The sequence below is a fragment of the Colwellia sp. BRX8-4 genome (assembly GCF_014077345.1).
Taxonomy (GTDB): Bacteria; Pseudomonadota; Gammaproteobacteria; order Enterobacterales; family Alteromonadaceae; genus Colwellia_A.
Map to the genome: position 1 here is coordinate 1 of NZ_JACGVS010000020.1, position 24,504 is coordinate 24,504.

20 protein-coding genes and 1 rRNA gene are annotated in these 24,504 nt (G+C 37.8%); 14 read left to right on the plus strand and 7 right to left on the minus strand.

All coding sequences use genetic code 11. The features are described from left to right. The 5 genes from rrf to H4J56_RS15375 all read left to right on the plus strand — a co-directional run. Positions 1 to 106: ribosomal RNA gene (gene rrf / locus H4J56_RS15355) — 5S ribosomal RNA — on the plus strand; the annotation flags it as partial. A gap of 621 nt (positions 107 to 727) precedes the next feature. Further along, positions 728 to 1,843, plus strand: a complete 1,116-nt coding sequence (locus H4J56_RS15360; protein ID WP_182259565.1) for an MltA domain-containing protein — start codon at positions 728 to 730, stop codon at positions 1,841 to 1,843. A 378-nt stretch (positions 1,844 to 2,221) separates the two neighbouring features. After that, positions 2,222 to 3,382, plus strand: a complete 1,161-nt coding sequence (locus H4J56_RS15365; RefSeq protein ID WP_182259581.1) for a porin — start codon at positions 2,222 to 2,224, stop codon at positions 3,380 to 3,382. Between the two features lie 116 nt (positions 3,383 to 3,498). Then, on the plus strand, positions 3,499 to 4,011 hold the full coding sequence (locus H4J56_RS15370; RefSeq protein ID WP_182222957.1) for an FMN-binding protein: 513 nt from the start codon (positions 3,499 to 3,501) through the stop codon (positions 4,009 to 4,011). Between the two features lie 45 nt (positions 4,012 to 4,056). Continuing rightward, a complete protein-coding gene (locus tag H4J56_RS15375; protein ID WP_182222956.1) occupies positions 4,057 to 4,821 on the plus strand; it encodes a PepSY-associated TM helix domain-containing protein in 765 nt (254 codons plus the stop codon). A 104-nt stretch (positions 4,822 to 4,925) separates the two neighbouring features. Here the strand turns inward: H4J56_RS15375 and H4J56_RS15380 are convergent, their stop codons facing one another. After that, positions 4,926 to 5,417 carry a TlpA disulfide reductase family protein gene (locus H4J56_RS15380; RefSeq protein WP_182217939.1) on the minus strand — a complete coding sequence of 164 codons (492 nt, stop codon included), beginning with the start codon at positions 5,415 to 5,417 and terminating at the stop codon, positions 4,926 to 4,928. Between the two features lie 140 nt (positions 5,418 to 5,557). Here H4J56_RS15380 and H4J56_RS15385 point away from each other — a divergent pair, with 140 nt between their 5' ends. Continuing rightward, on the plus strand, positions 5,558 to 6,046 hold the full coding sequence (locus tag H4J56_RS15385) for a hypothetical protein (RefSeq protein WP_182259566.1): 489 nt from the start codon (positions 5,558 to 5,560) through the stop codon (positions 6,044 to 6,046). 50 nt (positions 6,047 to 6,096) lie between these two features. Here H4J56_RS15385 and H4J56_RS15390 read toward each other — a convergent pair whose 3' ends face one another. The 3 genes from H4J56_RS15390 to uvrA form a co-directional block, all read right to left on the minus strand. Then, entirely contained in the window at positions 6,097 to 6,996 is a 900-nt protein-coding gene (locus H4J56_RS15390; RefSeq protein WP_182251436.1) for a fused MFS/spermidine synthase, read from the minus strand. Next, entirely contained in the window at positions 6,989 to 7,645 is a 657-nt protein-coding gene (locus H4J56_RS15395; RefSeq protein ID WP_182217942.1) for a fused MFS/spermidine synthase, read from the minus strand. Before H4J56_RS15395 ends, H4J56_RS15390 begins: the two co-directional genes overlap by 8 nt. A gap of 159 nt (positions 7,646 to 7,804) precedes the next feature. Next, entirely contained in the window at positions 7,805 to 10,654 is a 2,850-nt protein-coding gene (gene uvrA, locus H4J56_RS15400; protein ID WP_070375593.1) for an excinuclease ABC subunit UvrA, read from the minus strand. Between the two features lie 202 nt (positions 10,655 to 10,856). On the opposite strand from uvrA, the gene H4J56_RS15405 reads away from it, so the two are divergent. Then, positions 10,857 to 12,221: an MFS transporter gene (locus H4J56_RS15405; RefSeq protein ID WP_182217943.1), complete on the plus strand. Its 1,365-nt coding sequence runs from the start codon at positions 10,857 to 10,859 to the stop codon at positions 12,219 to 12,221. 75 nt (positions 12,222 to 12,296) lie between these two features. On the opposite strand, the gene H4J56_RS15410 is transcribed toward H4J56_RS15405, so the two are convergent. Next, positions 12,297 to 12,782 (minus strand): hypothetical protein, encoded by a 486-nt coding sequence (locus tag H4J56_RS15410; protein ID WP_182251438.1) that lies wholly within the window; start codon positions 12,780 to 12,782, stop codon positions 12,297 to 12,299. A 149-nt stretch (positions 12,783 to 12,931) separates the two neighbouring features. On the opposite strand from H4J56_RS15410, the gene H4J56_RS15415 reads away from it, so the two are divergent. The 3 genes from H4J56_RS15415 (at position 12,932) to pssA (ending at position 18,476) form a co-directional block, all read left to right on the plus strand. Continuing rightward, on the plus strand, positions 12,932 to 14,998 hold the full coding sequence (locus H4J56_RS15415) for an NADPH-dependent 2,4-dienoyl-CoA reductase (RefSeq protein ID WP_182217945.1): 2,067 nt from the start codon (positions 12,932 to 12,934) through the stop codon (positions 14,996 to 14,998). Between the two features lie 123 nt (positions 14,999 to 15,121). Then, complete coding sequence (locus tag H4J56_RS15420; protein WP_182259567.1) at positions 15,122 to 17,074, plus strand: methyl-accepting chemotaxis protein; 1,953 nt, start codon at positions 15,122 to 15,124, stop codon at positions 17,072 to 17,074. A 73-nt stretch (positions 17,075 to 17,147) separates the two neighbouring features. Then, on the plus strand, positions 17,148 to 18,476 hold the full coding sequence (pssA, locus tag H4J56_RS15425; protein WP_182217949.1) for a CDP-diacylglycerol--serine O-phosphatidyltransferase: 1,329 nt from the start codon (positions 17,148 to 17,150) through the stop codon (positions 18,474 to 18,476). 68 nt (positions 18,477 to 18,544) lie between these two features. Here the strand turns inward: pssA and H4J56_RS15430 are convergent, their stop codons facing one another. Further along, the gene (locus H4J56_RS15430) at positions 18,545 to 19,246 is read right to left on the minus strand and encodes a 2OG-Fe(II) oxygenase (RefSeq protein ID WP_182251456.1); all 702 of its coding nucleotides are present in this window, start codon (positions 19,244 to 19,246) and stop codon (positions 18,545 to 18,547) included. Between the two features lie 137 nt (positions 19,247 to 19,383). Between H4J56_RS15430 and H4J56_RS15435 the strand changes: the two genes are divergently transcribed. From H4J56_RS15435 to H4J56_RS15445, 3 genes are all read left to right on the plus strand, one after another. Then, positions 19,384 to 19,782 carry a thioesterase family protein gene (locus H4J56_RS15435; RefSeq protein WP_070375598.1) on the plus strand — a complete coding sequence of 133 codons (399 nt, stop codon included), beginning with the start codon at positions 19,384 to 19,386 and terminating at the stop codon, positions 19,780 to 19,782. Between the two features lie 178 nt (positions 19,783 to 19,960). Continuing rightward, the gene (gene ssb, locus H4J56_RS15440; RefSeq protein ID WP_070375599.1) at positions 19,961 to 20,644 is read left to right on the plus strand and encodes a single-stranded DNA-binding protein; all 684 of its coding nucleotides are present in this window, start codon (positions 19,961 to 19,963) and stop codon (positions 20,642 to 20,644) included. Between the two features lie 448 nt (positions 20,645 to 21,092). After that, positions 21,093 to 21,983, plus strand: coding sequence for a hypothetical protein (locus H4J56_RS15445; protein WP_182251442.1), 891 nt, complete (start codon positions 21,093 to 21,095; stop codon positions 21,981 to 21,983). A 279-nt stretch (positions 21,984 to 22,262) separates the two neighbouring features. Here the strand turns inward: H4J56_RS15445 and H4J56_RS15450 are convergent, their stop codons facing one another. Beyond that, entirely contained in the window at positions 22,263 to 23,093 is an 831-nt protein-coding gene (locus H4J56_RS15450) for a LysR family transcriptional regulator (RefSeq protein ID WP_182218687.1), read from the minus strand. 127 nt (positions 23,094 to 23,220) lie between these two features. On the opposite strand from H4J56_RS15450, the gene H4J56_RS15455 reads away from it, so the two are divergent. Continuing rightward, positions 23,221 to 24,414: an acyl-CoA dehydrogenase gene (locus H4J56_RS15455; RefSeq protein WP_182218685.1), complete on the plus strand. Its 1,194-nt coding sequence runs from the start codon at positions 23,221 to 23,223 to the stop codon at positions 24,412 to 24,414. Positions 24,415 to 24,504 lie beyond the last annotated feature (90 nt).

The window sequence follows — 24,504 nt, forward strand, 5'->3', positions numbered from 1 at the left end:
AATAGCACTGTGGCACCACCTGATCCCATTCCGAACTCAGAAGTGAAACGCAGTAGCGCCGATGGTAGTGTGGGAGTTCCCATGTGAGAGTAGGACATTGCTAGGCTTCCAATTAGAAAAACCCGATTCGAAAGAGTCGGGTTTTTTGCTTTCTGACGTTTAAAAAAGACCAAATCCATAACTAGCATGCACTGATAACAACGGTAGTGTGACTTATGTCCGACATGCCCATGTGAGAGTAGGACATTCTAAGCTCCTAATTAGGTCGCTCTTTGCCATCCTTGGCAACGCGACATTAGTATATCCCTACACGTCAAAAACCCGTTACTAACGTAACGGGTTTTTTGCTTTCTGGCGTTTAAAAAGACCAAATCCATAGCTAGCATGGATTAATAACAAGGGTAGTGTGACTTATGTTCGACATGCCCATGTGAGCCTAGGACATTCTAAGCTTCTAATTAGGTCGCTCTTTGTCATCCTTGGCAACGCGACATTAGTATATCCCTACACGTCAGAAATCCGATCCGAAAGAGTCGGGTTTTTTGCTTTCTGGCGTTTGAAAAAGACAAAATCCATAACTAGCATGCACTGATAACAAGGGTAGTGTGTCTTATATTAGACATGCTCATGTCAGAGTAGGATATTTTGCTGTTTGTTCTATGATAAACCTATATCTTTTATTAGCTTAATAGTTACAATATTGAAAAAGTTTTAATAGGTCTGATTAATGCGCTACTTAATATATTTATTTTCCTCTGTATTCCTGTTTATATTTCAAGTGAATTCTTATGAATTCGTCCTTGAAAAATCACCAAGTATTAATAAACTTGTAGATTTTAAAGCAAGTGACTTATGTCAAGTTACTGAAAATACAATGGATTATATACAAAAGGTTCCTAGCGATAAGTTTGCAGTACACCCAGGGACAATATTTAACAATAAAATTAGTATGCAAGATATTGAACAAACATTGGCGTTTATCTGTACAACTTATCGTGAGGACGTTCGAGCAAAACGACAGAGTCGCCTACACGATATAGCATTTGTAAAAGAGAATTTTAATTTTTTTCGTTGGCTCCCTGATACACAGACAGCACAACTAATTGCAGATAAAAGTACCAATGAAGTTAAAAGTCGATTACTAAATAGTATTCCCAAAGATAAAATTTTTCTTACTAAATATTATACGAAACTATTAGATGCCAGTACCGTTAAAACCACTAAATATAATCAAGCTTTGTATGCCTTACCGACTGATGAGGAAGGCCTTTCATTAGAGCAAGCTGAAAACCAGAAACCGCAATTGATAAGGTATAGGTATACCCGACAAGATATTATGGCAGGAGCCTTATCAACAAATACAGCGGTTAAACCTCTAATTTGGTTATCTGAAGAAGCATTACATGATGTTTTGTTACAAGGCACTGGCGTGGTAAACGTCGATGGAAAAGTTCGTTACTTTAATGTTCACCGTAATAACGGCATAGCTTATGATTATGCATTAGGAAAACGAGAGCAAGCAAGATATTGGTATTTTATTGAGGTCCCTAGCATTATGGGCTATGGCCAAAAACAAGAGGATAAGATAGCGTTAAAATCTCAAGTAACGTTTGCTGGCAATGTAAAGCAGCTAGGGTTAGGTAAACTCTTTATGGTTAGCTATGACCGTAATAATGAAAATATATCACGGATCGGTGTCCTAGCTGATCAAGGTGGAGCCTTCGATGATAATTTATTCCAATTGGATATGTTAGTAGATAGCTATAAAGGTTGGAGTGATTATCACCAAGCTAATAAGCATTTACCCGACTACGCTCAGGCTTGGTTAATGTTACTAAAGTAAATAAAGGCTTATACGACAGAAAAAATTGCATCAGCGAGTCTTTTATCTAAAATGCTTGCTGTTATATCTTCAGGTTTAGCTTTTACATTAGGGGTAGGCTGGCTGTCTAAAGGGAGATGAATCTTTACTTTCTTTCTTTTAAGCTTATATTGATTTTTAAGTAAATTGCACGGCGAAAACATAAAGTGTATTACAAACATAGCACATTTCGATGTTACCAATTATAGGATCTCTGAAGTATCTAGTTTAAATCTTGATCTATATCAAACACAAACGAAAGACTTAATGATAATCGTTTGCATTACGTTTTATTCATGTGTATTATCACTTCAATTATAAAAAACTCTCTCTACAAACTTTAACGGACATGAACCCATGATGAAGAAAACCTTAATTGCTTCTGCACTTGTTGGCTTATTTGCTAGCACGGCTGTTATTGCAAATGACGATACAGAGGAATTACGTAAAGTTATTGCCCAGCAACAAGAAGTATTAAAGAGCTTAGAACAACGTTTAGATCAAACAGAGCAGCGCTTAGAAGCAACTGCTGACCAAGTTGAGTCAAGTACAACTGCTAGCCCATTTGCCAAAACAACCATTGGTGGCTACGGCGAATTACATTATAACAACTATAAAGATACTGACGCGAAAGTTGATTTTCATCGTTTCGTACTATTCTTTGGTCATGAGTTCACCAATAAAATTCGCTTTTTCTCTGAATTCGAATTAGAACATAGTATTGCTGGTGAAGGGCAAGATGGCGAAGTTGAGCTAGAACAAGCTTACGTAGAGTACGATTATAGCGACACTATCACTACCAAAACAGGTTTGTTTTTGGTTCCTGTTGGCATCATAAACGAAACTCACGAGCCACCAACATTTTATGGTGTTGAACGTAACGGTGTTGAAAAAAATATTATTCCAGCTACGTGGTGGGAAGCCGGTGTTGCAGCTAACTTTAAGTTGGCGCCAGGTATAGCTGTTGATACCGCTATAACTAGTGGCTTAAACGTTGGAGATGATTACAAAATTAGAGGCGGACGTCAAAAAGTTTCTAACGCTTCGGCTGAAAACTTAGCCTACACTGGGCGTATAAAATATACAGCTATTCCAGGCTTAGAGTTAGCCGCAACGGTTCAGTTTCAAACAGATTTGGCTCAAAGTGCTGCTGGTGTTGATAAAGCTGCTGCAACATTAATTCAAGCCCATGCTATTTACCAAGTTAATAACTTCACCGTTCGTGCACTATATGCCGCTTGGAATATTTACGGTAAAGAAGCAAAAGCATTAGGTCGAGATGAGCAAACAGGTTGGTACGTTGAACCTTCATATATGTTTAATGAAAAAATAGGTGCTTTTGCCCGCTATGCTGAATATAACAATGAAGCAGGAGCTAGTTCTTCTGATGCTGTTGAATCAACCAGTGTAGGTATCAATTATTACTTACATGAAAACGTTGTACTAAAAGCTGATTTTGAAGAATTAAGCGGTTCAAAAGACTCGCAAGGCTTTAACTTAGGTTTTGGCTACCAGTTTTAATTTGATTTACTTATCGCAAACTTGCGTTAGGTTATAATTCACATGGAAGTGAATGAGCATTATTTGCTCATTCACTTTTGTGTTTTAACAAATCTATTTATCATCAAGGGTGACATGTGGTTAAAATTATATTCACTTTCTTAGTTATACTTAGTTTGCAAACACCGGCGTTTGCGAATGGTATTTATCAAACATCTAAGCAGTTTATTAGCAGTTCTTTTAATGGTGAATCGCCAAAATCTAAAGCGCTATGGTTGTCAAATGACGACAAAGTGGCAATTAGTGATATTATGAGCCATGAATATAACCGTTTACGCGTAAGGTACTGGCAGCAAGAAAATGCAACGGTTTGGGTGCTTGAAGAAATAGGTAAAGAACAACCTATTACAATTGGTGTTCATATTAAAGACGAGCAGGTAGTTGACCTTAAAGTCCTTGTCTATCGAGAGTCCCGTGGTGATGAAGTTCGACATGACTTTTTCACAAATCAGTTTAAGTCAGCCTCACTGACTAAAGAAAACATGCTTAATCAACATATTGATGGTATAACAGGCGCAACCATGTCGGTACGCGCACTAACTAAAGTTGCACGTTTGGCATTGTGGTTAAATAAAAAGGTAAAAGTTTAATTTTTACCGGTAATAAATTTATTTAGATAGGTCTAACGTATCCCAATGATAAATAAAAAATCAGCATACTTAATCCGTAATCGTTTTGTTCGTCATCTGCGAAAATGGCATCGGCAACTGGGTATATTTGCTGCATTATTCCTGATTTTTCTTTCTATTTCGGGTGTCGCTTTAAACCACACCTCATTTTTTTCTTTGTCAGATAAATCAATCACTAGCTCAATACTACTTAATCATTATGGAATTAAGCCCCCTAGTGATATTCGTTTTTATCAACAAAAAGAATGGTTAGTCACTGACCAGCTTATCTGGTTAAACGATCAAGTGGTTTTTCAAAGTGATACGCCTGTTATCGGTATTAGCCGTTTGCAATCTTATCTATTGTTGGTTACCACAAAGCAACTTGTTATTTTTACTGACGAAGGGCTTATTATTGATAAGATCGACAATTCCAGTGATTTACCTACGCCTATTTCAGCATTTAGCATTATTGGTGATCAGCTTGTTTTAAATACACCAGAGGGTTATTTTCAAGGAGATAGTGATTTCTTTGAGTGGCAAAAGATCACTACGCTGGTTGAGCCGTCTTGGGTGGAAAGTGCTTCTGTGACCGAAAATGAGTTGGTTGTGGCGAACAAAAAATTCCAATCGCAGTTTTTAAACTGGGAAAGAGTGATTCTTGATGCTCACTCTGGCCGATTATTTGGTAACTTAGGTGTTTGGTTTATGGACATTGTTGCTTTGATGCTTATCTTACTATCAGTGAGTGGTATTTATATTTGGCTAAAGTTTACTTATAAAAAACGTTAATATTACCCTTAGCAAGTGTTCAACCCCAGACCTTTAACGCTAATTAAGGTCTGGTCTATTTATAAATAGCTGAGCCTACTTAGCTATTGTTGAGTAAGTATTCTTTACTCTGTCGACTGAAGTAAAGCTTCTAACTCTTGTTGATACTTTTCTTTTTTACTTTCTGAAAAGCCAACATGAGTACTAACCACCTCTCCTGAACGGTCAATGATGTAGCTGCTTGGCATGCCTTTTAATTTAAACTTACGGGCAACATTGCCTTTAGGGTCATAAAAAACGGTGAAATCAGCCGGAACTTCTGCCAAAAATTCATCTGCTAATGCTTTATTGTTATCAACGTTAACACTGATAATAGTTAAGCCTTGCTGTTTATATTGCGCTTGTATTTCGTTCATCCACGGGAAGGACTTTCGACAAGGACCACACCAAGATGCCCAAAAATCTAAATAGATCACTTGTCCTTTGTGATCAGCAATTAATTTATCAAAATTTTGTAATACGTTTTCCTGTGCTATTGGCTGGGCAAAACTTACCGTTGTAAAACAAAAACTGGTCAGGACAGAGAATAACAATGGAATTAATTTTCTAGTGTTCATAGTATTTTACTTTGCAGAGTTTTTCTTATTAGAACACGGATATTTAACGAGGTGAAGTGTGATAGTTATAAAACGATAATTGTATTTTTAATGATGAGTAAGGTAAATTGCACGCAATACTTTATCTTTTAGACAGACTTATGAAAATACTTTTACAGATCAGCTCCTTGTTCATTGCTTTAATTTTACCATTGAGCATAGCGAATGCTTCAGCAGATAAAACACCCGAGCAACTTGAGCATGACAAATGGCTAAAGTTACGTTTTAGCGCTCAACATGAACGCTTAATACCGGTAGTTGCCGTTGCAGATATGTTTTTTGCTTGTGACCAAGCTAAAAATAGCGGTAATGCTAATTATCAAGTAAAGGAGCTTGTTGAAGATATGGACCGTAATTTACTGGCTGAAAAATTAACGGCTTGTTTAACGGGAGCAACAACACAGTCTGATACTGCCTTGAATTATGGTTTGCATGGCTGTTTTTCTGAGCAATTATCAAGTTTACCACCGCAGCAGAAGTTAGAAAGAATGGCGGTGGTAACGGCAAGTATTTCAACGTTAAGCCGAGAAGAAAGGCAAAAAAGCTTTACTCGTTGTGTTACCGATCAAAGTATTAGCTATTTAAAGTAATTGCAGAGCAATCAGTTAAAGCTAAAAGCACAAAGTTAAGTGCCTCCTACTTAATTCAATAAGTTAGCCGGTGAAAACTGGTCAGTTAATAACTTAGTCTTTTCTGGCCAGTCTTGCTCGACACTAATTGGTGTCATTTGTTGGCTTATCTTTAATAAATCAATATTGAAAGGTGTTAAACGTGTTTGTAATTTTTTTGCTCGCTGATTAATTAATTCAACACTGGGCAGTTGTCCTTTGGCGGCTAAGATAATGCGATTACTATTTTTATAGTTTCGTACATTATAAAAATCGCCAAATACTGCTTTATAGGTAGCTGATTCATGTGCATATAAATCACTGACTGAAAAAGTATTAGCGCTTAATACACCTTCGGGGCTAAGTAAATCTTTAGCTTCTTGTAAAAACTCTTGCGTTAATAAGTGCTCAGGAATGTAATCACCGTTAAACGCATCAAGAATTATCCAATCGTATTGTTGTTTTCTGATCAACGCGCGTTTAATAAAAATTCTGCCATCTTGTATTACCGATGAAACAGCTTGGTTTTCGAGAAAACCAAAATATTGCCGAGCAACTTTTACAACCGCAGGGTCTATTTCAACATTGGTGATTTTACTCGTTGGGTAGAGTTCTTGAAGGACGTTTGACATAGTTCCGCCACCTAAACCAACAATAAGAATACTTTTAGGCTGCTCAATTAATAGCAAACCGGAAAAGAGTAGTTTTGTATAATTAAAGACTAAACGTTGAGGAGCAGTTTTATAAAAGCAGCTTTGATTCGTTTTAGTTGTTTTCACATTGAATTTCAAACAACGTAAATCACCTTGATCATCAACCAATATATTTCGATATAATGAACGTTCTTGGTGAACGACTTCCGCGCTTGTACTATTAACAAATAGGCAACTCAGGATAAAAATAGTTAACATCGAATAATTAAGCTTACTCATTTATAACACCTACTGTATTAAAGCTAACAGATTTCACCGATTTATTTAAGACAATAGCAATAAGTCCCAATAACGCTAATATCGAACTAAACACCATAATAATACTGTTCACTTCAAAAAATAACACCAGATAAAATGAAGTAAGAATAGTACCTAATGCACTACCTAGTGTGGAAACAAAATATAGTTTTCCAGCGATTTGACCGCTCTTATCCCGGTCAGTTACTAATAAGCGGACCGAGTAAGGGGAAATCATCCCTAAAATAATCGTAGGTATAAAGAAGAGTGCTGTACAGGCGAGTAAAGAGCCATAGCGAGAATCTTCAACATTTAAAAAGATGACTTCCATTATTGTTGTTGACCATAAGGCAACGGGCAAAATGGTAATGCCTGCTAATACAAAGATAAAACCATATTTTTTCAAAGAAGCATTTTTTGTCGACAGCTTACCACCAGCCAAATAGCCAAACGATAAACTCAGCATAAACACGGTAATTATACTGCCCCAAATATGCACACTACTGCCAAAAAAAGGAGCAAGTATTCTGCCACCTAATAGTTCAATGCCCATTATGCAAAAACCGCTACAAAAAGCGAGTAGGTAAATGAATGGGTTTTGCCATGATGGCTGGGGTTTGGTATCCGTCATTTAGGGTATCAGTAATATTGTCTATTAAGTAAAGCTATCTTAACGACAAAAGGCGCGATATACCAAGCCAATTTGATAGGTAGCCGTTCGACCTGAATTTCAGTTGCATCCTGAAATTCAAGTTAAACGGAGATACACGCCTTTTGGGTTTGTTAAGGCTTATTTACGCTTTTTAGCTGCTTGCTTCTCGAGTAAAGGTTTTAAGAACCTCGCGGTATGTGATGTCTTGTGTTTAGCAACCTGTTCAGGTGTACCAGAAACCAATATTTCACCACCACCAGAGCCACCTTCAGGGCCTAAATCAATAATCCAATCGGCTGTTTTTATCACGTCTAAGTTATGCTCTATAACAACAACAGTATTGCCATGGTCACGCAAACGATGGATAACATGCATCAGTTGTTTGATGTCGTGAAAATGCAAACCTGTGGTTGGTTCATCAAGAATATAGAGGGTCTTACCAGTATCACGTTTGGATAGCTCTTTTGATAATTTAACCCGTTGTGCTTCACCACCTGAGAGGGTAGTGGCCGACTGACCTAATTTAATATAACTTAAACCAACATCCATTAACGTTTGTAATTTACGGTTAATAGCTGGGATGGGTGCAAAAAAAGTTAACGCGTCTTCGATTGTCATATCAAGCACTTCATGAATGCTCTTGCCTTTATATTTTACTTCTAATGTTTCACGATTATAACGTTTTGAATTACACGCATCACAAGGAACATAAACGTCAGGTAAGAAATGCATTTCAACTTTGATTAATCCATCGCCTTGGCAAGCTTCACAACGCCCGCCTTTTACATTAAAGCTAAAGCGTCCGGGTTTATACCCTCTTGAACGTGACTCTTGAGTCGCAGCAAAAATTTCACGAATAGCGGTAAATATACCCGTATAGGTTGCAGGGTTTGAGCGTGGTGTTCTCCCTATCGGGCTTTGGTCAATATCGATAACTTTATCAAGTAAATCTAAACCAATAATTTCTTTATACGGTGCCGGTTCTTGTGTCGTCGCACCATTTAAAGCAATGTGAGCAAGTTTAAATAGGGTATCGTTAATCAAGGTCGACTTGCCTGAACCTGAAACACCGGTTACACAGGTCATAAGACCATTGGGTATAACTAAATCAACATTCTTTAAATTATTACCGGTTGCGCCTTTTAGTTCAACGACATTGTTTTTATCAAAAGGTACACGAACCTTAGGTATCTCAATACCTTCTCGTCCTGAAAGGTATTTACCCGTTAGTGAATTTTCACAGGCTAAAATATCATTTACATCACCTTGAGCAATAATTTCACCACCATGAACACCGGCTCCAGGGCCAATATCAATAACATAGTCGGCGGCTCTGATGGCGTCTTCGTCATGCTCAACCACGATCACGGTATTGCCTAAATCACGTAAATGGATCAAGGTTTTTAATAAACGTTCGTTATCGCGTTGATGTAACCCAATTGATGGTTCGTCTAATACATACATTACGCCAACTAAACCAGCACCTATTTGGCTTGCTAAACGAATACGTTGTGCTTCACCGCCTGATAAGGTGCCAGCAGCGCGTGATAAATTGAGGTAATTTAAGCCAACATTAACTAAGAAGCCTAAACGTTCACACACTTCTTTAAGAATTTTTTCTGCAATTTGTGCTTTCTGACCTGATAAATTTAAGTTTTCGAAAAAGGCTAAGGCGTCAGAAATAGCAAGCTCGGCAATATCAGTTAATGGTGTATCAGCAATAAAAACATTACGCGCTTCAAGTCGTAAACGACTGCCATTACAATCTGGGCAATGTTGGCTATTTAAGTATTTTGATAATTCGTCACGAACGGCATTAGATTCTGTTTCACGGAATCGTCGTTCCATATTATTAATTATGCCTTCAAACGGGTGCTTACGAATAACGACATCACCACGGTCGTTCATATATTTGAATTCAATCTCTTGTTTACCACTACCACGAAGTATTAAATCTTGGTCACTCTTGGATAACTTTTCAAAAGGTTTATCAAGGGCAAATTTATAATGATCAGACAGTGCTTGTAGCATTTGAAAATAGTAAAAATTACGTTTATCCCAGCCACGTATTGCACCGCCCGCCAAGCTCAATTCAGGGTTAGTAATAACACGAGCAGAGTCAAAAAACTGTTGATTACCCAAACCATCACAGGTTTTACAGGCACCTGCTGGATTATTGAATGAGAATAAGCGCGGCTCAAGCTCTTGCATGCTATAACCACACTTTGAACAAGCAAAATTAGCTGAAAAGACTAATTCTTCTCGATCAGGTTCATCCATAAAGGCAACTTTAGCAGTACCCGCGGTTAAACTTAATGCGGTTTCAAAAGATTCGGATAAGCGAAGTTGAATATCGTCACGTACTTTTAAACGGTCAACCACCACTTCAATCGTATGTTTTTTGTGAAGTTCTAATGTTGGAGGATCAGATAAATCACAGACCTCGCCGTCTATTCTAGCTCGAATATAACCCTGAGATGCGAGGTTCTCGAGTAATTTAACATGCTCACCTTTTCGACCTTGCAGGACAGGCGCGAGCACCATGACTTTTGTACCTTCTTCAAGCGCTAAAACCTTATCGACCATTTGTGAATTTGTTTGTGCCGCTAAAGGCTGGTGATGTGTAGGGCAACGTGGCTCGCCAACACGGGCATAAAGTAGTCGTAAGTAATCGTAAATTTCGGTAATAGTACCCACAGTAGAGCGTGGGTTATGCGACGTTGATTTCTGTTCAATAGAAATTGCCGGCGATAAGCCTTCTATGTGATCGACATCAGGCTTTTCCATCATCGATAAAAATTGACGAGCATAAGCCGAAAGTGATTCGACATAGCGTCGCTGACCTTCTGCATATAAAGTATCAAAAGCGAGTGAAGATTTACCTGAACCCGAAAGCCCAGTAATAACGACTAATTTTTCTCTAGGAATATCTAAGCTGATGTTTTTAAGGTTATGCGTTCTAGCGCCACGTACTTCAATGTTTTTCATAAATATCCACTCTAATAAGTTTATCCGAATGTGCACAAACTCAATAGATTCGCGATCGCTATTTTACGTAAAGTTTGAACCAAGTATTATTGCATAATTACTCGGCAATAATCAGTAATAATCTCTGTTTTTGTTCAGGACTTTGTCGTGCTACTATAGCGCGAATTTTCGCTTTTTTATGACACGTTAAATAGAGAGCCCCATGAGTACGACAGGTTTAAACAGTATTGAGAAAAAAGCCGCATTTTCTTTAGCCGCCGTTTTTGGCTTGCGTATGCTTGGGCTTTTTATGATTTTGCCAGTGTTTGCTATTTATGGCGAGCAACTGATCGGCTTTAGTCCTATTTGGATAGGCTTAGCTATTGGAGCATATGGTCTAACCCAAGCTATGCTGCAAATACCTATGGGGATACTGTCTGATAAATACGGCAGAAAACCGATTATTTTAATTGGTTTAGTTATTTTCTTCTTAGGGAGTGTTGTCGCTGCAATGTCTGACACTATTTATGGCGTTGTTTTTGGCCGAGCATTACAAGGTACCGGCGCTATTGCAAGTGCGGTATTAGCACTGGCCGCCGATTTGAGTCGAGAAGAGCAACGACCCAAAGTTATGGCAACTATTGGTATGTTTATTGGCTTGTCATTTACTCTCGCTATGGTTTTTGGACCTATAGTTGCGCAAGCGTTTGGGCTGAGTGGTTTGTTTTGGTTTACGGCAATATTAACCATTTTAGCTATGGTAATGATTCAGTTCATGGTACCAAACTCAGTAAATAAAGCGCCAAAGGGCGATAGTGTCGCTTTACCGGAGCAACTCAGTAAGCTTATTCGTAATCCCGAATTATCGCGTTTAAATTGGGGAGTATTTATTCTTCATATGGCGTTAACGGCTTGTTTTATTACTTTACCTAAACAGTTTGTTGCCAGTGGTTTAGCGCTAGAGCAACATTGGCAATTATATTTACCCGCTTTGTTAGGTTCTTTCTTTTTGATGGTACCTTTTATGATTATTGCGATTAAAAAGCAAAAAGAAAAACAGATGTTTTCAGCGGCTATCTTATTACTGGCAGCCTCGTTATTACTGTTGTGGTATTTACCGCTTGGCTTTTGGACGTTAGTGTTATTGGTGGTGATGTTTTTTACTGCCTTTAATTATCTAGAAGCAACTATGCCATCTATTTTGTCACGCATTGCTCCGGCTGGCGTAAAAGGCAGTGTGATGGGTATTTATTCGAGTAGTCAATTTTTAGGTGCTTTTACCGGTGGTATTATTGGCGGCATTATTGCCAGCCAATTTGGGGAACAAGCGATATTTTTAGTAATGTCATTGATCACTTTATTATGGTTTTTTGGTGCTATAAGCATGAAACCACTGCAAAAATCAAAAAGTTATACTTTCACCACCAGCATTGATTGCCAAGAAAAAGCCAATGAAGTCGCCGAAAAATTAATTGAATTACCTGGGGTTATCGAAGCGATATTGGTGCAAGAAGAATCGGTTGTTTACCTTAAGGTTGATGATAAAGTGGTGAACTTGGCTGATATCAAAGCTGCCTTGAACCCATAGTGACAAATCATCTGCTGAATTTGCTTATCTCCTTATAGGCAAGTTCAGCAGAGACAAAGCTGTTAAATACCACTATTAATAAACGCCACTAACCAGGTAATATTGCTTACTAGTGCCTATTGTTAACGCAACATCATCATCAATAGACTTACCTATTAATGCTTTTGCCATCGGTGAATTTGGTGTAATAACGGTATAGGGCTTTCTATTTAATACGCCTTGAAAGCCTCCTGCGGCCGGCGCAATAAAAAACCATTTATCTCCACCTTTTTCTGGTGTTATCTGTACTAAGGCGCCTATTGAAACAGGCATTCTTTCCTCAAAGTTGTAAATAACAAACCGTTCAATGGCTTGTTTAGCTTGTTGAATATCATGGACACGTCTAGATTGACCTTCCGCTAAATAGCTAGCTTCAATAGCAAGCGTATCGTATTGAGTTTCTGCGACCGACTGATCATCAGTGGCGGCTAAGTGAGCATTATTTGCTGCTGTTTTTATCGCAGACAATTCTGCTGATAAATGGGCAAGGATATCGTTAATTATTATCTGTTTTTTCATCATGCTCAGCATACTTGCTTGAAATTTTTAGTAAATATATTTTTGATCTGACAGCTGTCAAAATAGTACTTGAATTTATCGTTATAAACGTCTACTTTATAATGATAATAACTGGTTTGACCATAAAAATAATCCCGAAAAAGTGAACTACTATGACAATTAGCACAGCCAATAGCGCCTTTCCTAACTTATTAGCCCCATTAGATTTGGGTTTTACCACCTTAGCAAATCGTACACTCATGGGCTCAATGCACACTGGACTTGAAGAAGAAAAGGGCGGCTTTGATAAATTGGCTGCTTTTTATCAAGCTCGAGCTAAAGGTGGTGTCGGCTTAATTGTTACCGGTGGTATTAGCCCCAACGCACGCGGGCGCCTAACACCTATGGGCTGTGAACTCAGTAAGTTTTGGCACGTCGCTAAACATAAAAAAATTACTGAAGCAGTTCATCAGTATCCAACAAAAATTTGTTTGCAGTTGTTGCACGCCGGTCGTTATTCTTATCATCCATTTAGCTTTGCGCCAAGTAAAGTTAAGTCACCGATAAATCCATTTACACCGGCTGCGATGTCAGTTCGTCAAATTAAAGGCACCATTAAAGACTTTGCCCATTCAGCATTATTAGCACAACGTGCAGGCTACGATGGTGTTGAAATTATGGGCTCTGAAGGTTATTTAATTAACCAGTTCTCATGTGTACGCGTTAATAAACGAACCGATGAATGGGGAGGCTGCGTTGAAAACCGTATGCGCTTAGCCATTGACATCATTAAAGCTGTTAGAGAAAAAGTGGGTGAAAAATTCATCCTTATCTTTAGATTGTCGATGCTAGATCTTGTTGATGGAGGTAATAGCTGGGCCGATGTAGTTACCATGGCAAAGGCGGTTGAAGCGGCTGGGGCGACATTAATCAATACCGGTATTGGCTGGCACGAAGCGCGCATTCCTACCATTTCTACTTCGGTACCACGTGCTGCATTTACTTGGATCACAGAGAAAATGAAGCAAGAAGTTTCTATTCCATTGGTGACAACTAACCGCATAAATACCCCAGAGGTCGCTGAAGAAGTTTTATCATCAGGACAGGCCGATATGGTTTCAATGGCGCGACCATTTTTAGCTGATGCGGAATTTGTCCAAAAAGCGATGGAAAATAAAAGTGATGAAATCAACACTTGTATTGGTTGTAATCAAGCCTGTTTAGACCATGTTTTTCAGCAAAAACGTGCTTCTTGTTTAGTTAATCCAACGGCATGTTATGAAACAGAACTCACCTTCGCTAAAGCGTCAAAAAATAAACGTATCGCTGTTGTAGGCGCTGGCCCTGCTGGTTTAGCTTTTAGTGTCTATGCTGCACAACGAGGTCATAAAATTGAAATTTTTGACCGTGCTAGTGAAATTGGCGGTCAATTTAACTTTGCTAAGCAAGTACCAGGTAAAGAAGAATTTTATGAAACGATTAGATATTTTAATAAGCAAATTAACTTACTCGATATTAAGCTACATTTATCAACCGAAGCGACTGCCGAAACGCTAGCAAATGCTGGCTTTGATGAAATAGTGGTTGCAACGGGTATTTTACCTAGAAAACTCGATATAGAAGGTATTGAGCATGAAAAAGTAAAAAATTATTTAGATGTACTACGTGATAAACAACCCATAGGAAAAAATGTTGCCATTATTGGCGCTGGAGGTATTGGGTTTGATGTTGCGGTTTACTTAGCGGAAGAACACGAAAAAAGTCCTCTCGTGAACAACAAAGAAAAATGGTTAAAGAGCTGGGGCGTAGATCAAAGTTATCAGGGTAATGGTGCTTTGCTGGACAAATCGGCAGTAGAGCCTATTGAAAAGACATCACGTAATATTCACTTATTACAAAGGAAGTCGACTAAGGTCGGTGCAGGGTTAGGGAAAACAACAGGTTGGATCCACAGAGCTACCTTAAAAAATAATGGTGTAAAAATGTTAGCTGGGGTCAGTTACAAGAAAATAGATGATGCCGGTTTAACCATTGAAATTGATGGTATAGAGCAAGTACTAGATGTTGACCATGTTATTATTTGTGCAGGGCAAGAATCACAACGTGGTTTATATAATAAATTAGAAAGCATCAAGGGTGCGGAGCAAGGACTACACTTAATTGGTGGTGCTAAAGTTGCTGCTGAATTAGATGCGAAAAGAGCGATACGCCAAGCTGCAGAGCTGGCCGCTATCATCTAACAGTAAGTGCTCGCCGACTTGTTGAAGATATAAATAATAATTGAAAGAAAGCAACTCTGTTTATGGTCAACTGTTATGTAGTTATATTCGCATAACAGTTAACCCATAAAAATAAGAGTAATTATGTCTGCATTTCTAAAACCTGCAATCTCACTTTCTAATGCTTTACGTTTTAAAGCGAAATTTATTCTTTTAGCGGGTATGTTTTTTCTACCTGTTTTTCTTGGTTCATGGTGGATAGTTCAAGAGCAAAGTGCTTTGATAACACAACATGAAGAGCAATTAATTGGGCTAACACAAATACAGCAAGCAGTAACACTAGAGCAAGCTATAGCCGATAGTCGCTTTCAACAAGTTAAATCGAGTACAGTTACCAATAAAATTTCACAATTAAACTTACCTAGAGATATTTCAACTTCTGCATTGTTACAGGCTTGGCAAGGTTTACGAGAAAAAGAAATCTCCCTTCAAACTGAGGCTTACCAAGCAATTTACGAGCAAAGCTTATCGATTCGAGAACGCCTTGCCGCCTTAAGTGGCTTATCCAGAGAAAATGACGCGATAGCCTTTTACTTAGCTGAGGCAAGTAGCCAACGAATTCCCGCCTTATTAGAATATTTAAAACGGACTGAATCAATCAGTGCTCAAATTATTACCAATGGCTTTAATGCAGAAAATTACACTCTTGTTATCGCGCTTGATAAACGTCTTGATGAACTACAAGTACAACTTGACAAAACAACCGTACAGCTAGAGCGTGTTGCTAATGATGAACTGTCTTTATACTTGCCTAAACACGCCGACTTTAATCTACAACTTGATGAATACCAGCAAAAATTACATCAACAGATGATCGACCCAGATAGAATATCGTTAACTCAACAGCAAGCGACACAATTAGCCGAAACGGTTTATCAATTGGCTGAAAGTTTGTTAAAAACTAGTGACAATTTGTTATTAACAAGAATTGATACCCTAACGCAGAAGAGTGAGCAAACTCTTTGGATTTTAGCGATAGTATTAATAGTTGTTATTGTGGTGATTGGCTACTTACTCATGGGGATTTATTATTCCTTAATTAATAATGTTAATGCCATCAACCAAGCGGCTGAGTATTTAGGTAGCGGTAACTTTTCTCAGGCGTTAAGGGTTAACGCGTCTGATGAACTTGGTGATATTGCTAAAAATTTCAGTCAAATGCAAAGAAAAATATGCCAATTACTGACCATCTTTAGTGATGACATTAGCAAATTACGCGCTTCGGCAAACAACATTCATCAACTCACCGATCATATGAAGCACAGTATTGCCCAGCAACAGCTAAACACACACTCCGTCGTGCGGTCTATCAATGAAGTTAGTGGCTCGGTACAGGTGATTTGCGACAGTACTGAAGCGACACTGCAATTAACGGAACAAACCAGCGAGCACGTTAATCAAGGTGGTCATATTATTAGTGACACGGCACAAGCCATTAATAATATTTCAGAAGAGGTTAATACGTCTGCAGGCCTTATTGATGAATTGGCAAAATATAGCCATGACATTGGTCAGTTTGTTAACGTCATAAAAGAAATAGCCGATCAAACCAATTTGTTGGCACTTAATGCGGCTATCGAAGCAGCACGTGCTGGAGAGCAGGGACGTGGTTTTGCTGTTGTTGCTGATGAGGTGAGAACGTTAGCCAGTCGAACTCAAGACTCTACAGCCGAAATTCAACGTATAATTGCCTTGTTACAATCAGGCACCAGTCGGTCTGTTGAAGCAATGCACCAAGGTGTTGCAATGGCTAAACAAGGTGTTGATAAAACAACACTCGTCAAAACCACTTTTACAGAGGTTACGCATAATGTTGAAGACATTGTTGGTGCGACCTTACAAATATCAACCGCCGTTAATCAGCAAGGTGTTATGGTAAAAGAAATGGCAGAAAATACCCAAAGTATTGCCCAAGACGCAGACTTAGTTATGCAATCAGCAAAAGATGCAGCCGGCGCAGGGGAAAATTTATTAACACTGGCTGACCACCTTACACAGCAACTGTCGCAATTTAAACTCGATGACTTATCGAAATAAAGTGACTGTTTGAACAAATAAGGTATTATTGCCCGTTAAACCAATGTGTTCATAAATTAAGTGGATTTCCTGAATGAATAAAGTATTAGCGGGTATTCCTCTTTTAGCTGAAAATATTACGGTGCTATCAAGCGCAAAACAATATGCTACCGCCTTAGTTCGATTAATTGAAAGTGCGCAATCACGTATTTATATAACGGCTTTATATTTACAAGATGATGCGGCTGGTCAGCAAGTGTTACATGCCCTATATCAAGCAAAGCAAACTAACCCTCATTTAGATATTAAAGTGTTTGTTGATTTTCATCGCGCGCAAAGGGGTCTAATTGGTGATAAATCAGGGCAAGGTAATCGCGATTTTTATCTTGAAGTAGCCTCACAATACAGTGAAAGTATTGCCGTGTACGGTGTGCCGGTTAAACGTAAAGAATTAATGGGCGTTTGGCACTTTAAAGGCATGATTTTTGATAATACTTTACTTTATACGGGGGCGAGTATTAATGATATCTATTTGCACCAAGCTGAAAAATATCGTTTAGACCGTTATTACCAAATTCAATCACCGGCGTTGTGTGAAAGTTTTTGTCAATTCCTTCAACAAACCTTTGTTAAGAGTGAATTCTCGCCGCAATTAAATGTGGCAACTTTACCTAATAAATTACAAATAAAAAATACAATATCTAAGCTAAAAGCGCTATTAAAAACGGTACGTTTTAACTTCTATGCCCAAAAACCTGAATCTTTAGCAGGTGAATTATCTGTTGTGCCGCTGATTGGTTTTGGCCGGAGAAAAAATCAACTTAATCAACAGATCCGCGAAACGATTCGTTTATCAAAGAAAAATTTACTGATTTTTACCCCCTATTTTAATTTACCGAAGCCGGTTATGCGAGATTTACGTTCAGCGCTAAAGCGTGGCGTTGAAGTGACTATTATTATTGGCGATAAAAAAGCCAATGATTTTTTTATTGCGGATGAAGATAAATTTTCAACAATAGGTATTATTCCTTATATTTATGAAACCTTATTAAAGGCATTTTTAAAAAGACAACAAAAATACATTGATAACAAGCTGCTGAAAGTGCGTTTATGGAAGCACGAAAGTAATAGTTTTCATTTAAAAGGCATAGTTGCTGACGAACGCTGGCATATTTTGACTGGTAATAATCTTAATCCACGGGCTTGGGGCTTAGATCTAGAAAATGGTTTATTAATTGACGATGCCAAGCAAAACTTATTACCTACGCTCACTGATGAACTGGCAGTTATTAATCAACATACGACATTAATTAGCAGTTACTTGCAACTCGAGTCACAAGATCAGTACCCAGAAAAACCTAAAAAACTGTTAAAAAAATTAAGAATGGCTCAAATAGACCGATTACTGAAACTATTTTTATAAGCAAATAGATAATAGCCGTTCACTTCAGCATGTCATAGGCATGATGAAGTGAAACGGGTATGTTTTTGTTAAGGTTGTGGGGTGTAAATTTTATCTGCGGGGTTAAATAGCATCCATGACGTTAACACATACTTATCTGATGACACCGGTACATTGCCTCTGTGGGTATGAGTAAAGCCACAAGGAGCAATAACCATAGTGCCAGCTTTTGGCTTAACACTTCTTTCTTGATAGAAAAAATCAGTTTCACCACCTTCTTCGACATCATTTAAATATATAAGAAAAAGCAAGTTTCTGTGCAAGGCATTATTATCACCAAGCTGTGGAAATATTTCAGAATGCCAATAATTATAATTGCCTTTACCCTGTAAATATTTTTGGGCATTAATCGGGGCGAGCCTAAATAAATACTGTATTAAATTGACTAAATTAGGTCTACCTACCTCTTCAAAGTTATCAGCGGTTAGTTGTACGGGCTGCTTTGTTACGGGGTGCTGTACGGTTAAAGAAATACTGCTGATCAAGCTAAAGTAGTATTTGCTCACATACTCAGTGATATGAGTAATACAGGCTTGTAAAATGGTTTCCAGTGCCGGCTGAAATTCAGCATGCTGATTTAAATAAATATCCTGGCTAATTTTTTTACTAGTATCTACGCCACCACCGGTACGTCCTTGGTTTTTATGCGGACTCCTTTCAAAATCATGAATGAATTTTTTACAAAACTCTGGAGAAAGGGCGTTAGGGTATAGTTCTATAAAGTCAGTCATAGTTTGATAAGCTTCAATAAATATTGATAATGAAAATACCATAGCAATAGCTTATATTCTATTAACTTCGCTTGTACACTTCAACACAATGAAAAAGTATGTAAAATAAGCTCACTTAAAATCTGTGGAAAATGTTTATGTTCAGTGAAAAATTAATGCCAAGATTTAGCGATACCGATGCGCTAGGCCATATAAATAATACCTTGTTACCTGTGTGGTTTGAAGGCGCTAGAGATCCTGTCTTTCGATTTTTTATGCCCGCATTAGATACAAAAAATTGGCAGTTAATTCTGGCTAAAATTGATGTGGAATTCCATGCTCAACTTTACTATGGTGAAGAAATTGAAATCCGCACCTATATAGGTCGTATAGGTGGGTCATCGTTTACTGTTTACCAAGAAGCGTGGCAAAAAAATAAAAAGTGCGCGTCAGGAACTGCCGTTATGGTTCACTTTTGTTTTGAAAATCAATCGTCTTTAAAAATACCTGAGCAGATAAAAATAGAAATGAAGGCTCACCTTTTTCCAGAAGAATAATGTCGGTTTAAAATAATCAAAAAATAAACTTAAAAATGCACTGAAACTCAAAGAAATTTTTTACTCACAGTGATAGAATAATTGCCACTTTTTAAAATTGCATCGATAAATTATTTTATGTTTGTCGATAACGTAAATCAGTAAATAAAATATTTACGCACAAAGATAGGATTTTTTCATGGCCGGTGTTAATAAAGTAATCATTTTAGGTAATTTAGGTAAAGACCCAGAAGTACGTTTTATGCCTAACGGTGGCGGCGTTGCTAATCTTACTATTGCAACTTCTGAAACCTGGAAAGATAAGCAAACTGGCGAGCAGAAAGAAAAAACAGAATGGCATCGTGTTGTTATGTTTGGAAAATTAGCTGAGATTGCTGGCGAATACCTTAAAAAAGGTTCGAAAGTATATATCGAAGGTTCATTACAAACGCGTAAGTGGGCAAACCAACAGGGCCAAGATCAGTACACCACTGAAATCGTTGTACAAGGCTTTAATGGCTCTATGCAAATGCTCGACTCACGTGGTCAAGGTTCTGGCGGTCAGTCAGCTGGCGGTTTCTCTGGTCAAGCTTCACAGCAGCAAGGTGGCTTTTCTGGGCAATCATCACAGCAGGCTCCGCAACAAGCACCACAGCAACAAGGTGGTTACTCTCAGCAAGCGCCACAACAAAGTCAACAACCTGCTTATGCACCAGCACAGCAACAAGGTGGCTTCAATGCACCACAGCAGCAAGGCGGTTATTCACAACAAGCACCACAGCAGCAAGGTGGTTTTGCAAATCAAGGACAACAAAAGCAATCAGCTCCTAAAGTTAACCCTCAAGAGCCAACGATTGATTTTGATGATGATATCCCGTTCTAACGAACAATCAGTCTTAAAGTGCCAATTTAGTCACTAGAACTCAATCAAACCCAACGTAACTGTTGGGTTTTTTGTCTTTAGTCTAAAATTTTTATTATTGTTGTAGAAGCTAAATAAAGATCGAAACAAATGTTGCAGTAAGCTTTATCTATTAAAAAAGCACCAAAAAACACTCTAAATAAAGTTGGAACCTGTCTTCAACTGCCATAATTGAACCTTAATAATCATTCGAAACACATCATGAAATAACTGTGTTAACGTCTTCTGCGAGCGCTTAGTTGACATAACGAGTTGAAAAACTTAATGTCTTCTTAGAGCGATAAGCGGAAATTGGATTAAATAGAATGATAGGGATTTCAAATGAAAAACTTTAAATTAAAATGTGTTTACAATATATCTGTTGCAGATGAGTTTAATCATTATTTAGCTTTAGCTGACGGTTATAAAAATGGGTAGCATTATTCAGAGAAGTAAAATAAATTTTATTTTTATTGCTTTTTTTTCTTTAGCCACCCTAGCGCAGCATGTTGTACCTGACAATATAGTATTACATTATTGGTTTCCTATTTTCAGCATTTTATTCTTTATCGCGGCTTTCCCCTACCTTGACTCCCCAAAGATATTTATCATCTTAGTGCTCATCTCATGGATATCATCATTTATAGTTGTGAAATTATTTCTTGGTCACTTTTACGGTTATGACGTTATTTTTATTTTATTGTATTTAAAGATTTTTTCTATATCAAGTGCCACTGGTTTTATTACAGCTAAATTTTTTGCACTCTATTTAGAGAAAAACTTATTCAACAAAAAAAAGGTTATCACATTGGGGGGAACGGCTACCTCCCTACTAGTTGCGGTCACTATTTTTATTAATTTTGATGTTTCATCAGAAAATAAACTACATAATGAACTAAGAAAAAGGTTTCAGTTAGCGGAAAGCATAAGCGTATATTATAACCGCAGTAAAAATAAGAATATTAATAATCAAATTGCGATTGAACAAAAACTGATTGATGATCTTTATTCAGTCAAAGAGGGAATAATTAGTCACGGTTATGACGATAATATTACTATTTCAAGTGACCATATAGGAATTTCTCTTGTTTATGAAGGGATCCCTGAAAATGAAGTCTGTAATATGTTTGATTATTTCTCTTCGCCTAATCTCTATGGTTTTGCTGATACTTTTGTTAATGACGTGTTAGTTAGATCACGTGTTAACTATAAAAACATAATAAATAGCAAAGATATCTGCTATGAAAGTGATGACAAAGTGACCATACGTTACACTGGCTCGTATGCCGATTTCGATCGGTATTCAAAATACTTACCCTAATGACAGCCCATGGCACTAAGCAGTCTTTAAAAGGCTGCTTTTTAGTTTCAGTATTTGGTCTTCTTTGTGGCAATAGCGACGATGATCAAAATTAATTTACTTAGGTTTTTTAATCAGTTTTAACTAATGCTAATACTCTTAGTCTGTTAAGGCATAGCTGATTAGCTGGAAAATTTTCATTACTTTGTTAGAAAGTTGCTCAAAACTTTAGCTTATATGGCGCGCTGTTCAATGAGCTATCTATAAAAACAGAGGGATCTGCTCCATTATCAGTAATGTCTAATGGGCATGTTTATGAGCTAAACGCTTTAAGTTATTGATGGCTTTTGACGATGTTGTGTATGCCAATACAATTTCTCGTGTGAGTTGTAAGCCGACTATTGGCCTAAAGACCACGTCACTGCGTTTAATAATTTCACTGTGTGCGGGTAAGAATGCGCAGCCTAAACCAGCATGTACCAAGCCAAGTGCATAATCTATGGTAGTGATTTTTGCTCGTACGTCGAGACTAATACCGGCGATCGCTAAAGTGTCTTGTAGATGATCCCAAGCACTGCAAGGCATTCGCTGAATAAAAGGTAAGCCATCTAACTGTTGAATTGTGACGGTATCTTCGAGGGCAAATATATGATCATAAGGAACGGCAAGTAAATAATCTTCATGCCACATGTCTATATACTGCTCATTTTCCTGTAATTCATCTTTTAGAATAATACGTGCATCAACATTTTCAGTATGTGGCACTAAAGTCAGTTCGACAGAAGGGTTTGCTGAGGTGAATTCTTTTAATAATAAGCTCATACGTTCAACACCTAAGCCGCGGGTAACGCCTAAGTTAAAAGGTTGCTTATGGGTTTTTTCTGAAAAAACGTTTTTTATTGCACCTGCTTGCCCTAACAGCTGTTTGGCCAATGGAAATAGTTTTTTACCTTGCTCTGAAGGCGTTACACCACGTGCATGGCGAATAAAAAGTTTTACTTTCAGTTGTTGTTCAAGTTGTGCTATTGCTGCAGATATTGAAGGCTGGGCAATAAAACACGCTTTTGCAGCAGCACTAAAACTTTTTAACTCATAGACTGTAATAAAATAATTGAGTGATTTTAAATCCATAATAAACTTAGCCAACCTAGGTATAGCTTTAAACTATATCAGTTAAAGGAAAATAATGTTTTAACTTTGGCTAGTATTTGCTTATTATTTTTGCACTTAATTATTTCTCAGCTTAACAGGTAATTTCATGTCTCATTCAAGCAGTGCAAACCGTCCCTCATTTAAATGGCAAGATCCACTTTTATTGGAATCTTTATTGTCTGAAGAGGAGCGAATGATCCGTGACAGTGCGCATCAATATTGCCAAGAAAAACTAATGCCAAGAATATTAATGGCTAACCGAAATGAAGTGTTTGATGTTGAAATTATGCGCGAACTAGGTGCACTGGGCTTATTAGGCGCTACATTACCTGAAAAATATGGCTGTGCAGGCGTGAATTATGTTACTTACGGCTTAGTTGCACGAGAAGTTGAGCGTGTAGATAGTGGTTATCGAAGTGCGATGAGCGTGCAATCATCTTTAGTTATGCATCCAATCTATGCTTATGGTAGTGAAGAGCAACGGATGAAATATTTACCTAAACTAGCGTCTGGTGAATACATTGGTTGTTTTGGTTTAACTGAGCCTAATTCAGGCTCAGATCCAGGTAGCTTAACTACACATGCTACTGCGGTTGATGGCGGTTATCGCATTACGGGTAATAAAATGTGGATCACAAACTCTCCCGTGGCAGATATTTTTGTGGTTTGGGCCAAACTTGATGGTGTGATTCGTGGTTTTGTTTTAGAAAAAGGCATGGAAGGTTTAAGTGCACCAAAAATTGAAGGTAAATTTTCATTACGAGCATCCATTACCGGTGAAATCGTTATGGATAACGTTTTTGTACCTAGCGATAATATTTTACCAAATGTTAAAGGTTTATCAGGCCCATTTGGTTGTTTGAACAAAGCACGCTATGGCATTGCTTGGGGCGCTTTAGGCGCTGCAGAATTTTGTTGGCATGGTGCTCGTCAATACACACTAGACCGTGAACAATTTGGTCGTCCTTTGGCGGCAACACAGTTAATTCAGAAAAAATTAGCCGATATGCAAACCGATATCACCACGGGATTATTAGCTTGCTTACAAGTGGGTCGTTTAATGGATTCGGATCAATTAGCACCAGAAGCTATATCGCTGATCAAACGTAATTCATGTGGTAAAGCATTAGAAATTGCTCGCATGGCTCGTGATATGCACGGTGGTAACGGTATTGCTGATGAGTTTCATATTATTCGTCATATGATGAACCTTGAAGCGGTTAATACTTATGAGGGTACACATGATGTGCATGCCCTGATACTAGGTAGAGCACAAACTGGTTTACAAGCATTTTACTAAAACACTGAATAAGGCGTATTTGATACGCCTTTTATTTATGCTTTTTTTGATGCTTTATGTAGCCCTATAGCATTAGTTTTAAACCACAAT